Annotated in this window: 14 protein-coding genes; 11 read left to right on the forward strand and 3 right to left on the reverse strand. The window is 69.0% G+C overall.

Annotated elements, in window-relative coordinates:
• The first annotated feature begins 4 nt into the window (after positions 1–4).
• The 5 genes from typA to ACY466_RS08310 all read left to right on the forward strand — a co-directional run bounded on the left by typA (position 5) and on the right by ACY466_RS08310 (position 5,359).
• Complete coding sequence (gene typA / locus ACY466_RS08290) at positions 5–1,936, forward strand: translational GTPase TypA (protein WP_463251540.1); 1,932 nt, start codon at positions 5–7, stop codon at positions 1,934–1,936.
• A gap of 88 nt (positions 1,937–2,024) precedes the next feature.
• Positions 2,025–3,770, forward strand: a complete 1,746-nt coding sequence (locus ACY466_RS08295) for an ABC transporter family substrate-binding protein (RefSeq protein WP_463252178.1) — start codon at positions 2,025–2,027, stop codon at positions 3,768–3,770.
• Entirely contained in the window at positions 3,767–4,624 is an 858-nt protein-coding gene (gene mshB, locus ACY466_RS08300) for an N-acetyl-1-D-myo-inositol-2-amino-2-deoxy-alpha-D-glucopyranoside deacetylase (protein ID WP_463251542.1), read from the forward strand. The genes ACY466_RS08295 and mshB overlap by 4 nt, the downstream gene beginning before the upstream one ends.
• Positions 4,625–4,775: 151 nt before the next feature.
• Positions 4,776–4,928: a hypothetical protein gene (locus tag ACY466_RS08305; protein ID WP_463251544.1), complete on the forward strand. Its 153-nt coding sequence runs from the start codon at positions 4,776–4,778 to the stop codon at positions 4,926–4,928.
• Positions 4,929–4,939: 11 nt separating this feature from the next.
• On the forward strand, positions 4,940–5,359 hold the full coding sequence (locus tag ACY466_RS08310) for a hypothetical protein (RefSeq protein WP_463251546.1): 420 nt from the start codon (positions 4,940–4,942) through the stop codon (positions 5,357–5,359).
• Here ACY466_RS08310 and ACY466_RS08315 read toward each other — a convergent pair.
• From ACY466_RS08315 to ACY466_RS08325, 3 genes are all read right to left on the reverse strand, one after another.
• Positions 5,356–6,120: a uracil-DNA glycosylase gene (locus ACY466_RS08315; protein ID WP_463251548.1), complete on the reverse strand. Its 765-nt coding sequence runs from the start codon at positions 6,118–6,120 to the stop codon at positions 5,356–5,358. The two genes, ACY466_RS08310 and ACY466_RS08315, sit on opposite strands and share 4 nt — an antisense overlap.
• Positions 6,117–7,565, reverse strand: a complete 1,449-nt coding sequence (locus tag ACY466_RS08320) for a PH domain-containing protein (protein WP_463252179.1) — start codon at positions 7,563–7,565, stop codon at positions 6,117–6,119. Before ACY466_RS08320 ends, ACY466_RS08315 begins: the two co-directional genes overlap by 4 nt.
• Before the next feature lie 80 nt (positions 7,566–7,645).
• Complete coding sequence (locus ACY466_RS08325; protein WP_463251550.1) at positions 7,646–8,191, reverse strand: PH domain-containing protein; 546 nt, start codon at positions 8,189–8,191, stop codon at positions 7,646–7,648.
• Between the two features lie 94 nt (positions 8,192–8,285).
• Here ACY466_RS08325 and ACY466_RS08330 point away from each other — a divergent pair, with 94 nt between their 5' ends.
• Genes ACY466_RS08330 through ACY466_RS08355 form a run of 6 tightly spaced genes read left to right on the forward strand, consistent with a single transcriptional unit; the run spans position 8,286 to position 13,945 of the window.
• A complete protein-coding gene (locus tag ACY466_RS08330) occupies positions 8,286–10,868 on the forward strand; it encodes a bifunctional FO biosynthesis protein CofGH (protein WP_463252180.1) in 2,583 nt (860 codons plus the stop codon).
• Positions 10,865–11,665, forward strand: coding sequence for a hypothetical protein (locus ACY466_RS08335; RefSeq protein WP_463251552.1), 801 nt, complete (start codon positions 10,865–10,867; stop codon positions 11,663–11,665). The genes ACY466_RS08330 and ACY466_RS08335 overlap by 4 nt, the downstream gene beginning before the upstream one ends.
• A gap of 11 nt (positions 11,666–11,676) precedes the next feature.
• Complete coding sequence (gene fdxA, locus ACY466_RS08340) at positions 11,677–12,000, forward strand: ferredoxin (RefSeq protein ID WP_463251554.1); 324 nt, start codon at positions 11,677–11,679, stop codon at positions 11,998–12,000.
• Between the two features lie 23 nt (positions 12,001–12,023).
• Positions 12,024–13,112, forward strand: coding sequence for a succinyldiaminopimelate transaminase (gene dapC, locus ACY466_RS08345; RefSeq protein WP_463252181.1), 1,089 nt, complete (start codon positions 12,024–12,026; stop codon positions 13,110–13,112).
• A 4-nt stretch (positions 13,113–13,116) separates the two neighbouring features.
• Complete coding sequence (locus tag ACY466_RS08350; RefSeq protein WP_463251556.1) at positions 13,117–13,656, forward strand: DUF6584 family protein; 540 nt, start codon at positions 13,117–13,119, stop codon at positions 13,654–13,656.
• A 55-nt stretch (positions 13,657–13,711) separates the two neighbouring features.
• Positions 13,712–13,945, forward strand: a complete 234-nt coding sequence (locus tag ACY466_RS08355) for a hypothetical protein (protein WP_463251559.1) — start codon at positions 13,712–13,714, stop codon at positions 13,943–13,945.
• Positions 13,946–13,979: the final 34 nt, after the last annotated feature.

The raw sequence follows: 13,979 nt of genomic DNA on the forward strand, positions 1-13,979 counted from the left end.
TCGCGTGTCCAGCCCCACCGATCAGCAGACCATCCCCACCACGTTCCGCAACGTCGCCATCGTTGCGCACGTCGACCACGGCAAGACGACCCTCGTCGACGCCATGCTCCGGCAGTCCGGCGCCTTCGAGGAGCGCGCCGAGGCCATCGATCGCGTGATGGACTCCGGTGACCTGGAGAAGGAAAAAGGCATCACGATTCTGGCCAAGAACACGGCCGTGCACAAGCGCAACCCCGACGGCAGCACCACCGTCATCAACGTCATCGACACCCCCGGCCACGCGGACTTCGGTGGCGAGGTCGAGCGCGGACTGTCGATGGTCGACGGTGTCGTACTGCTCGTCGACGCGTCGGAGGGCCCACTGCCCCAGACCCGTTTCGTCCTGCGCAAGGCCCTGGCCGCGTCGCTGCCCGTCATCCTGGTCGTGAACAAGACCGACCGTCCCGACGCGCGCATCGAGGAGGTCGTCTCCGAGAGCCACGACCTGCTGCTGGACCTGGCGTCCGATCTCGACGACGAGGCCTCCGAGGCAGCCGAGCTGGCGCTCGATCTTCCCGTTCTGTACGCCTCGGGCCGCGAGGGCAAGGCATCGACGAAGCAGCCGGAGAACGGCAACGCTCCCGACGCCGAGAACCTCGACGAGCTCTTCGAGATCCTCCTCAGCTACATCCCCGCCCCCAAGGGCAACATCGACGCGCCCCTGCAGGCGCACGTCACCAACCTCGACGCCTCCGCGTTCCTGGGCCGTCTGGCTCTGGTGCGCATCCACAACGGCGAGCTGAACAAGGGTCAGACCGTCAGCTGGATGCGCGAGGTCGACGGCGAGCCCGTCGTGCAGAAGGCCAAGATCACCGAGCTCCTCACCACGATCGGCGTCGAGCGCGTGCCCGGCCAGAAGGGTGTCGCCGGCGACATCGTGGCCGTCGCCGGATTCCCGGACATCATGATCGGTGACACGCTCGCCGAGCTCGAGAGCCCCGTCGCTCTGCCTCGCATCACCGTCGATCAGCCCGCCATCTCGGTCACGATCGGCACCAACACTAGTCCGCTCGTGGGCCGCGTCAGCGGCCACAAGCTGACCGCGCGCATGGTCAAGGCCCGCCTGGATCAGGAACTGGTGGGCAACGTCTCGCTCAAGGTGCTCGACATCGGGCGCCCCGACGCCTGGGAGGTCCAGGGTCGTGGAGAGCTCGCACTCGCCATCCTCGTCGAGCAGATGCGTCGCGAGGGCTTCGAGCTCACCGTGGGCAAGCCGCAGGTGGTCACCAAGCAGGTCGACGGCAAGCTGCACGAGCCGTTCGAGGAGCTGACCATCGACACCCCGGAGGAGTACCTCGGTGGCGTCACCCAGCTGCTCGCCGCCCGCAAGGGCAAGATGGTCCAGATGACGAACCACGGCGCCGGCTGGGTTCGGATGGAGTTCATCGTTCCTTCGCGCGGTCTCATCGGTTTCCGTACCGACTTCCTCACCGACACGCGCGGCACCGGCATCGCCAACGCCGTGTTCCACGGCTACGCGCCGTGGGCCGGAGAGATCCGTGCCCGCCACACCGGCTCGCTCGTCTCCGACCGCCAGGGAAGCGTCACGCCGTTCGCCATGATCCAGCTGGCCGACCGCGGAACGTTCTTCGTCGAGCCCGGTGCGGACACGTACGAGGGCATGGTCGTGGGCATCAACCCGCGCCAGGAGGACCTGGACATCAACGTCACCCGCGAGAAGAAGCTGACCAACATGCGTCAGTCCTCGGCCGATGTGATGGAGACCCTGGCCAAGCCCAAGAAGCTCGACCTGGAGATGGCGATGGAGTTCTGCGCCGGCGACGAGTGCGTCGAGGTCACCCCCGAGGTGGTCCGCGTGCGCAAGGTGCACCTCGACTCCAACGAGCGTCGGCGAGAGCAGTCGCGCAGCAAGTCGCGCGACAAGGCTTCGCTCTAAGAGTCGTCGGATCGAACAGGTGCGGTCGGTGCGTGTACGCACGCCGAGTGTCGGACTCCGGATCGGCGGCGCTGTCGCCGCCGTCGTGATGGTGGTGTCCGGGTGCACTGCCGATCCGCCACCACCGATCGAGAGTGCCGAGACGTCGGCGTTCACGACGCCCCCCGCGGCTCCGGCCACCACCGGGAATCCGGTGGTGGTCGCGGTCGACGACGTGGGTACCGGATTCAATCCGCATCTGTTGGCGGACCAGTCGCCGGCGAACCTCGCGGTGTCGTCCCTGGTGCTCCCGTCACCGTTTCTGGCGGTCGTGGATCCCGCGGATCCGCAACGAACGCAATGGGTTCCGGACGAATCGCTGCTCGTGTCGGCCGAGGTGATCTCCGAGGAACCGTTCACCGTCGAGTACCGCTTGCGGAACACCTCCCAGTGGTCGGACGGCGCGCCGATCGCGGCCGAGGACTTCGTCTATCTCTGGCAACAGATGATCACCGAGCCGGGAGTCGTGGATTCCGCCGGCTACGCCGCGATCGACAACGTGCTCTCGACCGACGGTGGCAAGACCGTGCGGGTGGTCATGAACCAGCCCTACCCGGCGTGGCGTCAGCTCTTCTCCTCGCTGTTGCCGTCGCACCTGCTGAAGGATTCGCCGGGCGGATTCGAGCGCGGACTCCGCGACAACGTTCCGGTGTCCGGCAACCGTTTTCGGATCGAGGATGTCGACCGTGGTCGCGACGAGGTACTGCTCGAGCGCAACGATCGGTACTGGGGCGAACCCGCCACGCCGGACGAGATCCTGCTGCGCCGCGCCGGGACCGATGCGCAGGCCGCGGACTCGCTGCGATCCGGTGACGCGCAGGTGGTCGAGATTCGCGGCGGCGCCACCACCCTCCAACAGCTGGGGGCGATACCGGACGTCCGCACCGACACGCGGTTGCGCCCGCGTGCCCTGGAGTTGACGCTGAACGGCCGGTCGGCGGAACTGAGCGATGTGGATGTGCGGCGAGGTGTTCTCGGTCTGCTCGACGTCGAACTGCTCTCGCGGGTCGCCGCGGGCAGCGGTGCGTTCGTCGAACCCACACGCGCGCAGGTACTCACGCCGTCGCAGCCCGGCTACGAAGTCTCCGCACCCGAGCCGCTCGGCCGCGAGGAGTCGCTCGCCCGCCTGGCGTCGGCGGGTTACACACCCGTGCCGCTTCCGCCGGCCCTCGAGCCCTCGACCGCGGCGGCCACCACGACCACCGCTCCGTCCCGGTCGGGCACACCGTCCTCGCCCGCAGACGACGCGTTGACGCTGGTGATCGGCGCGCCGGAAACCGACACGATCGCCCTCGCGGTGGCCAACACCGCGGCGGATCAGTTACGCGCAGCGGGTATCGACGCCCGAGTGGCTCCGACGGACCCTCAGGAGCTGTACGGAACGGCACTGCAGACCGGCGAGGTGGACGCCGTCGTCGGCTGGACGCATGCCGGTAGCGACCCCGCGACGGCGCTGTCCTCGCGATTCGGTTGCGATGGAACCGAATTCGTTCCCGGTGCGGCCACGACCGAGGACAGTTCGATTCCGGGTACGGTGTCGCCGCGCAACATCTCCGGCATCTGCGACCCCTCTCTCGAACCCTCGATCGCCGCGGCGATGCGCGGCGACGCGGACGGAACATCGACCGTGCTGGCGGCTCAGGACGAGCTGTGGAACCTGGCTGTGGTGCTGCCGATCGTCCAGGACGCGTCCGTCGTCGCCACCGGGCCGGGTGTGACGGGCGTCGGGCTGAGCGGCCCGGTCGAGGCCGGGATCTACGGCGATGCCGATCAGTGGACGAGGCAGACCCGGTGACCGAACGGCGTCGTCTGCTCCTCGTGCACGCCCATCCGGACGACGAGACGATCACCACCGGCGGCACCATCGCGCTGGCCGCCGCCGAGGGTGTGGACGTGACGGTGCTGACGTGCTCCCTCGGCGAGGAGGGCGAGGTCATCGGGAACACCTGGGCCGGCCTGGTCGCCGATCGAGCGGATCAATTGGGCGGATACCGGATTCACGAACTGACCGGAGCCCTGGATGCACTGGGATGCCGCGGGCCGCGATTTCTCGGCGGAGCCGGCCGATGGCGCGACTCCGGAATGATCGGCACCCCGGCCGCGGACCACCCGCGCGCGTTCGTCAACGCCGACCCCGCCGAGGCCCTCGCCGCCGTGGTGTCGGTGATCGAGGACGTTCGTCCGCACGTGGTGGTGGCCTACGATCCGCACGGCGGGTACGGCCATCCCGATCACATGCAGGTCCATCGCCTGGCGACCCGAGGTGTGGAGGCCGCGGAGTGGGCCGTGACGAAGACGTACTGGACGGTCACGGGGGAGAAGCAGCTGACGACGGGAGTCGATCGGCTCGCGGGATACGACGACCTTCTTCCCTCGTGGCGCATGCCGGTGCCGGGTGAGCTGCCGAGCGTTCCCGACGCCGACGTGACGACCTCCGTCGACGTCCGGTCGGTGCTGTCGGCGAAGCGACGAGCGTTGCGCGCGCACGCAACTCAGGTGACCGTGTCCGCGTCGGGGCGCGCATACGCCCTGTCGAACGACGTGGCCCAGCCCGTGTTCGAGGAGGAGCAGTACGTGTTGGTGCGGGGCTCGCTCGGGCCCAGGGACGGCAGCGGTCGCGAGAACAGCCTGTTCGCCGGACTGTTGTGACCGTCGACCGGATCGCACCGTCCCGGTCCGAAACCGGGACGGTGCCGGGTTACACTGTGGTCGGCATCACCGCGCGGGGTCGGACGTCCGCGGTGTGCCCCGCACCGGTGTGCGTCACACCGGGAGCGGTCGATCCGGAGGAGCCTGCTCGATGAATTTTGACCTGCAGAACGCGATCGTGGCGTTCGTGGATTCCCTTCGTCCCACCGCGGACATCCAGCGCCAGATCTATCTGGACGCCGTCGGTGGTTTCGCCGCCACGGTCAGCAACTTCCTCACCTCGATCGGCTTCCCGCCGCGCTGACGGACGCCGTCGTGACCCACGCGATCGCCGACGGCCCGTCGGTGTCGTCGTCCACCACCCATCCGGGCGAGAAGTTGGTCGCCGGGATCAAGGTGTCCATTCTCGGCGCGTTGATCCTGGACGGCTTCCTCTGTGCTGTGCTGGCCGTCCTGTTCCTGCCCCTCTACGTGGGTCCGGTTCAGGCGCCGGTGAGCGCGATTCTCGCCGGGGCCGTGAACGTTCTGCTGATCAGGGTCGCGTACTCGGTGTCGCACACCGTCTTTCGGGCGTCACTTCCTCTGCTCGCGTTCTTCGCGGGTCTGCTCGTGTGCATGATGGGCGGCCCCGGTGGCGACGTTCTCCTGGCGGCCGATTGGCGGGTTCTGTTGCTTCTCGCGGGTGGACTGCTTCCGCCGGTGGCACAGCTGTTCGCGATTCGCCTCTCCGACTAGATCGGTGGATCGGGCCGCGTCGGTGAATCGACCCGCGTCGGTGGATCGAGTTCGAGGCCCGCGGCGCCCGCTGCGGCGGCGAGCACCTCCTCCACCATGGCCGGAGTCAGCCGCCCGGTGAAGGTGTTCTGCTGGCTGACGTGATAGCAACCGAACACGTGGAGAGGCTGCCGGTCGGCCGAACTCGGTTCGAGAACCACGTGAGCGCCGTGACCGAATTTCGGGCGGGGCCGCGGCACCGCCCATCCCGCCGCTGCCAGCACGGGAAACACTGCCTGCCAGCCGAATCCGCCGAGCACCACCAACGCCCGCGCGGTGGGTGCGAGCAGGTGCAGCTCGGCCTCGAGCCAGGTGCGACACCGATCCCGCTCGTCCGGAGTGGGTGCGTTGTCCGGTGGGGCGCAGTGCACCGGCGCCGTGATGCGCGTTCCGTACAGTTCGAGTCCGTCGCCCGCATGCGTCGACGTCGGCTGGGAGGCGAGTCCCACGGCGTGCATCGCCGCGTAGAGCACGTCTCCACTGCGATCGCCGGTGAACATTCGGCCCGTCCGGTTCGCGCCGTGCGCGGCCGGCGCGAGGCCCACCACGAGCAGCCGGGCGTCGTCGGGTCCGAAGCCGGGAACGGGCCGCCCCCAGTAGGTCTGATCCGCGAACGCGGCACGCTTGACCCTGGCCACCTCCTCGCGCCACGCCACGAGCCGCGGGCACGCCCGACATTCGCAGACCTGACGATCGAGCTCGGCGACCGTACGGGCGGTCACCGCGTCCACACGTCACCTGCGCCCGGCCGGACCGTCTCGGCGATTCCCCACGCTACGTCTTCCGGTACGTCCATCACCTCGTACCGACCCCGCCCGGCCGCGGTCGCGGCCACCAGGGTGGCGACGCCCGCTCGGCGTTGGAAGAACGTCTGACGCACCGTCCACCCCACGACACCGTCCCCGTCGATCGCGTCGCATCGGCGGTCGAGGGACCCCTGACGGGTCACCAGCCACCCGGCCCCGGCGTCGTGGCCGAGGTTGCGGTAGCGGTCCGCCGCGACGGCGACCGCGGCGACGATCAGGACGGCGAGCGCGGGCCACACCGCGAACGGCAGCGGTCGCACGACGCGATCGATCGGAACGAGGGCCACGATCAGTACCGCCACCGGAACCAGGGCTCGGACGTAGCGCCGTTGCCGCGCCACGGCACCGTGCCGACGCAACCGCGCCGCGTACGGATTCGGGACGTCGTGGTTCGCGGCGATGCGGGCGGCGACTCGGCTGACGTCGGACCGGGGTGCACTGGGCAGAACGAGGGAGGACTCGCCCTTCTCCGCGCTCACCCCGGTCATGACCGCGTCCAGCGCGGCCCCGTGCGCGAGGCGCAGCAACAGCGGGTCGTGAACGGTGACGCCGCGCAGCCTCTCGGAGTCCAGAGTGGCCTGGCGAGTGCGGAGAAGACCGTGACCGATGCGGACCGTGGAACCGGAATCGGTGACGGTGAGGTTTCCGTAGACCAGCAGGTAGCGCACGCACGCCAGTGCGCTCGCCGCGATCAGCAGAACGACGGCCGCCGCACCCACCGCGACGACGACCCCGAGGCGCTCCGCGGTCCGCACGGTCTCGGAGACGGCCTCCGAGCTGCGGACCGCGTTACCGAGTCCGGACTGCACCAGGAGCCCGCCCGCCGCCGCGATGGTGGCGACTCCGGTTGCCGAGAGCGGTGCGAAACGTACCCACGACCACCGGAACCCCGCAATGTCCGAGGCGGGCGCCGGAGGAGGAGCGTCGGGATCACGGTCCGCCGGCCGGTCTCCCACCAGGGATGCGGCCATGAGCTCGTCGCGCAGTGCGGGCGTGATGGACGTGTCGAGGGCGTTGAGTTCGAACCGCGCGTCGTTGTTGTCGAGACGCTGACCGGTGCCGATCCGCACGATCGTCAGTCCCAGGACCCGATGCATCACGCCGGCCTCGAGGTCCACGCTGCGGATGCGCGTACGCGGAATCGAGAGCATCTTCTTCTGGAACAGCCCGGTGCGCAGCTGCACGTGCACGGGTCCGAGCCGATACCCGGTGGTGAACCACTTGGCCAGGGCCGACATCACGACGAACGCGATCACCACGAGCGAGAACCAGTAGTTCCCGGTGCTGCCCCCGGCGAAGACCGAGACCAGCAGAACCGGGACGAAGCGCACCAGCTCGGTGATCGGGTGGATCAGCAGCATGCGCCGGTCCAGGCGCAACCACGGAAGCTGTTCCTCTCGCTCCTCAGCATCGGGCCCGGTGGCGGGCGGGGGTGGGAGCGTCACGTCGCGTCTCGACCGTCACGCCCGGCGATCTCGGTGAGGACGGCGATCCATCGGTCCGCGGTCTCGTTGTCGAGTGCGGTGATCTTCACCGCACCGGCGGCCGAGGCCGTCGTGACCGTCACGGTGCACAGGCCGAAGAGTCGGTCGAGCGGTCCGCGCTCGGTGTCCACGGTTTGCATCCGGGTGATCGGAGCGATGCGTCGTTCCTGGGTGAACCAGCCGGTGCGCGTGTAGACGGCGGTGTCGCTGATCTCCCACCGATGCACGGCGAACCGCCAGCGGGGAACGACGACGATGTGGAATCCGGCCAGGAGCAGGGTCAGCGCCGCCACCAGGAGGTGCGGCCACCGCGGGGTGCCGTCGAGAACGAACCAGACGATCTGGGCGATCACCGGCACGACCCACGCGAGGGCGGCGTTGACGGCCCACAGACTCACGGCTCTGGGGCTCGGTCGGTGGGCGGGTTCGACGACCGACCGGGAGACGTCGCCGGCCGGGCCGGGGGAACCGAGATCGGACGGGCCGGTGGACATGTGATCCACCCTATCCGGGGGAGCGGGGAGGGCGGATCGATCGTGTCCGCCGCCCCTGCGGTGGCACCGGCGTCGACCGGTGGCGCATGATCGGTGGGTGACGATGTTGCCCGACCCGACCGCGTCCGCGCGCCCCACCGCGTCAGCGGACACCACCCACGACTCGTCTGCAGCTCCCGAGCCGCCTCCTGGCGCGTCCGCCATGCGACGAGCTCTGCGGCGAGCCCGCGACGGCGTGGCCCTCAATGTCGACGAGGCGACGGTGCTGTTGCATGCGCGCGGCGCCGACCTCGAGGACCTCGGTGCCTCCGCTGCGCGGGTGCGCGACGCCGGCCTGGCGGCCGAGGACCGTCCCGGCACGGTGACGTACTCCCGCAAGGTGTTCATCCCGCTGACGCGGTTGTGCCGCGACACGTGCCACTACTGCACGTTCGTCACGGTTCCCGGAAAGCTGCGCGCCGCCGGACACGGCATGTTCCTGGAAGCGGACGAGGTGCTCGACATCGCCCGCCGCGGTGCCGAGATGGGGTGCAAGGAAGCACTGTTCACCCTCGGTGACCGTCCGGAGGCCCGGTGGCCGGAAGCTCAGGAGTGGCTCGACGCCCGCGGTTACGACTCGACGCTCGACTACCTCCGCGCAATGTCGATCCGCGTGTTGGAGGAGACGGGGCTGCTGCCCCATCTCAACCCCGGCGTCATGAGTTGGGAGGAGATGTCGCGGCTCAAACCCGTTGCCCCGTCGATGGGAATGATGCTCGAGACCACCTCGCGGCGACTGTTCGAGGTGAAGGGCCAAGCGCACTACGGCAGCCCCGACAAGGACCCGGAGGTACGGCTGCGTGTGTTGACCGACGCGGGTCGGCTGACGGTGCCGTTCACCACCGGCATCCTCGTGGGCATCGGTGAGACGATTCGTGATCGTGCCGAGTCCATCATGGCGATTCGGGCCTCGCACAAAGCCTTCGGGCACGTGCAGGAAGTCATCGTGCAGAACTTCCTCGCCAAGGACGACACCGCGATGCGGTCGACTCCCGACGCCGGTCTCGAGGAGTTCCTGGCCACCATCGCGGTGACCCGAATCCTCATGGGCCCGGCCATGCGGATCCAGGCGCCGCCGAATCTGGTGTCAGTCGAGGAGTGCCGGGCTCTGCTGGCCGCGGGCGTCGACGACTGGGGCGGCGTGTCGCCGCTGACCCCCGACCACGTCAACCCCGAACGCCCCTGGCCGAACCTGGACACCCTCGCCGAGATGAGCGCGTCGGCGGGCTTCGTGCTCACCGAACGTACTGCGGCGCAGCCGAAGTACGTACGGGCCGGCAGCCCGTGGATCGATCCACGCATCGCGGCCCACGTGCGGGCGCTGTCCGATCCGGAGACCGGGTTGGCGGCCGTGGGCGTCGTTCCCGTGGGTCTGCCCTGGCAGGAGCCCGACGAGGTGTGGGAGTCCACCGGCCGGGTCGACCTCAACACCGAGATCGACACCGACGGCCGTAACACCGACACCCGCAGCGACATCGGTTCGGCCTTCGGTGATTGGGAGTCGATTCGGGAGCAGGTGGCCGGACTGACCGCGCTCGAGTCCGTCGATCGGGACGTCGCCGCTGCTCTGCGTGCGGCGGAGAAGGATCCGAGTGGACTCACCGACGAGCAGTATCTGGCCCTCGCGACGGCGGACGGTTCGGCCTTGGACGCCGTGGCGGCGTTCGCCGACCGGTTGCGCCGCGACGTCGTCGGGGACGACGTCACCTACGTCGTCAACCGCAACATCAATTTCACGAACATCTGCTACACCGGGTGCCGATTCTGTGCGTTCGCGCAGCGCAAGGGGGACGCGGACGCGTTCTCGCTCTCGACCAGCGAGGTCGCCGACCGTGCGTGGGAAGCACACGTTCTCGGCGCCACCGAGGTCTGCATGCAGGGCGGGATCGATCCCGAACTTCCGGTCACCGGATACGCCGACCTGGTGCGCGCGGTGAAGAAGCGCGTGCCGAGCATGCACGTGCACGCGTTCTCGCCGATGGAGATCGTCAACGGGGCCTCGCGCGGTGGTCAGTCGGTGCGCGACTGGCTCGTCGAACTCCGCGAGGCGGGACTGGACACCATTCCCGGCACCGCGGCCGAGATCCTCGACGACGAGGTGCGCTGGGTGCTCACCAAGGGCAAGTTGCCCGCGCAGACGTGGATCGACGTGGTCACCACCGCGCACGAGGTGGGCCTGCGGTCGAGCTCGACGATGATGTACGGCCACGTCGACAACCCGTCGCACTGGGTCGGACACCTGAACGTGCTGCGGCGCATCCAGGATCGGACCGGCGGTTTCACCGAGTTCGTCCCGCTGCCGTTCGTGCACCAGAGCTCGCCGCTGTACCTGGCCGGCGCATCGCGGCCCGGACCGACGCAGCGCGACAACCGTGCCGTGCACGCCCTCGCGCGCATCATGCTGCACGGCCGCATCGACAACATCCAGACCTCGTGGGTGAAACTCGGCACCACGGGTACACGGGTCATGCTGAACGGCGGCGCCAACGATCTGGGCGGCACGCTGATGGAAGAGACGATCTCGCGGATGGCGGGATCGCAACATGGATCGGAGAAAACCGTGGACGAGCTACGCGCCATCGCGGAGGGCATCGGCCGCCGCGCCGTGGAACGCACCACCGCCTACGGCGATCGGACGGCGGCATGAGCACCGATCATCTGGGCGACGAGCGCGTCGCCGGGGTACTCAAGGCCGCGGTGCACGTCATCGATCCGGTTCTCGAACTTCTCGCCGACCGTGATCCGTTGGGCATCAAGAAGCGCACCTTCGCCGTGGACGAGGGTTCGACCTCGACGGTGGACGCCGCGCTCGACGCCGTCGCGAAGGTGTTCGACGCGGCTCACGCACCCGGGACCAAGTCGTGGGAATCGATGTCCTTGGACCAGCGCATCCAGTGGTGGATTCGCCGCGTCGGCGGCATCGGCAACGTGGCCGTGGCGTTTCCGGGCGTGTTCGGCGTCCTCGCCCGACGGCTTCCCCTGGGCGACCTGCTCGGTTTCGCCAACCAGGCCATCGTTCTCGTCGCCGTGGCCCGTGAGTGCGGTATCCACGACGACGATCGTCAGGTGCGCCTCCTCGCCTCGGTGCTGTGCAACCGAGAACTGACGCCGGGGACGTCGGTGGGCGCGCCCGAGCCGAACGCGGACCTCGACGACGACGCGACCGACAAGTCCGGGAAGCTGTCCCGGTCTCCGTTCGCACTTCTGTCCGCGCTGTGGTCGGTCACCAAAATTCTGCGTGCCGTGAGCGGCGAATTGGACAAGCGACCCCGCAGCCGTACCGTTTACCGATGGCTCGGTAACCTGCCTGTAGTGGGAGCTGTAGCCGGGTACTTCGGTGAACGTGGTGCTCTTTCCCGGGCCGCCAAACAGGGGCGGCAATGGATCGACCGGGACGCGCAGAGCGCGAACGGAACCGATCCACGCGCAGCGAAGAGAGTCTGAGGAGAACGTCAGTGACCTACACGATTGCCGAACCGTGCGTCGATGTCCTGGACAAGGCCTGCATCGAGGAATGCCCGGTGGACTGCATCTACGAGGGCGGCCGGATGCTCTACATCCAGCCCGACGAGTGTGTGGACTGCGGAGCGTGTGAACCGGTCTGCCCGGTCGAGGCCATCTTCTACGAGGACGACGTCCCCGAGCAGTGGTCCGCCTACGTCAGCGCCAACATCGATTTCTTCGACGACCTGGGGTCGCCCGGCGGCGCCGCCAAGGTGGGCAAGACGGACTTCGACCCGCCCTTCATCAAGGCACTCCCGCCGATGGGCGAGAGTTGACCTCGAGCCCTACCGTTCGGCGTCTGTCGGGCGTTCTGCCCGACTTTCCGTGGGACACCCTTGCGGACGTCACCGTGCTCGCGCGAGCGCACCCCAACGGCATCGTGAACCTGTCGGTGGGAACCCCCGTCGACCCGGTTGCCGACGTCATTCGGGATGCGCTCGCGCGAGCGTCGGGGGAGTCGGGTTACCCGACCACCGCCGGCACCCCGGAACTGAGAGCGGCCGCCACCTCCGCGTTGGCTCGCCGGTACGGCGTCGACGGCGTCGCGGACAGTGCGATCCTGCCCGTCGTCGGCACCAAGGAGCTGATCGCCTGGCTTCCCACTCTGCTGGCCCTCGGATCCGACGACCTGGTGGTTGTGCCCGAGTTGGCCTACCCCACCTACGAGGTCGGGGCGTTGCTCGCGGGTGCGCGAGTGCTGCGCGCCGACGGGGTCTCGCGGCTCGGTCCCGAGCGTGCGGCGCTGATGTACGTGAACTCACCTGCCAATCCCAGCGGCCGCGTGCTCGGTGCGGCGCACCTGCGCAAGGTGGTCGAGTGGGCCCGCGAGCGCGGCACCGTGGTGGTGTCCGACGAGTGCTATCTGGGTCTGTCCTGGGACGGCCCCGCCGTGTCGATCCTCGCCGACGAGGTCTCCGGCGGTGACCACACCGGTCTGCTCGCCGTGCACTCGCTGTCCAAGACCTCCAACCTCGCCAGCTACCGCGCCGGGTTCGTCGCCGGCGATCAGGCGCTGGTGTCCGAGCTGCTCGCGGTGCGCAAGCACGCGGGGATGATGGTTCCGCTGCCCGTGCAGGCCGCCATGACTGCGGCCCTCTCCGACGACGCGCACGAACGCGATCAGCGCGCTCGCTACCGGGATCGCCGCACCGCGCTGCTGACCGCGGTGGTCGCCGCCGGTTTCCGCGTCGATCATTCCGAAGCCGGCCTGTACCTGTGGGCGACCCGCGACGAACCGTGCCGGGACACGGTCCGCTGGTTCGCCGAGCGGGGCATCCTCGTGGCACCGGGCGAGTTCTACGGTCCGACCGGCGCGCACCACGTCCGCATCGCCCTGACGGCGACGGACGAGCGCATCGCCGCGGCCGTCGCCCGGTTGACGGTCTGACACCGTGGCCTCCATCGATCGAGCGCAGGAAGATCTCGCCCGCGGCGAACCGTGGAACGCGCGCAAGCGGCTGACCTCGCTGCTCGAGCAGGACGCCGCGTCGCAACCGGTACTGGATCTGCTCGGCTACACCTGCCTGGCGATGGACGACCGGATCGGCGCGGGGGCCGCGTGGTTCCTCACCGATCGCGACGACACCGACCCGTTGGTGCGTTCGGCCCTGGACGAATTCGTGGCGTCGTGCCCGACCCCGTTGGTGCTGGCCAATCGGTTGCCGATCAACGCCCCCTCCCGTGCGTACCCGCCGCGCGTGCGTGAGCGACTGGCCGTTCTGGAATCGCGCATCCGCGCGAGCGGCGCGGAGTGGGAGCCGCCGGGCGAGGTCCACTACTTCGCCGAGGACGGCGTCGACGTGGACGCGTTCGAGGAGTGGGGAACCGACGAGCGGTCCTCGCAGTCCGGAATCAAGCTGGTCGCGGCCGTTCTGGTGGTCGCCATGCTCGGCACGGCGACGATCGCGACGATTCTCACCGTGTTCTTCTGATTCCGAGCCGTGTCGGGACCCCGTTCGTGTCGGGGTGCGGTGGTAGTCATGACGTATGAACACAGTCAGTGACGCCATCACATCGCGAACCACCCGGTGCGCCGAGTGCGACGGGGCCCTCGATCACTGCCACGGCACCCTGGTGGTGCACAGCACCGACATCGTCGAGTGCACGGACGGAGAGTGCGAGCACTGGCACCTCGTGCGGCACTCCCTCGTCGTGGACTGCTCCGTGATCGCCGGCGGATGTTCGTGTGCCGAGGCGGACCTGTTCGCTCGCGCGTCCTGATCGCCGCCGTCGTCCCGGTGGCCCCTGTGACAGA

Source organism: Rhodococcus sp. K11/5, assembly GCF_055193735.1.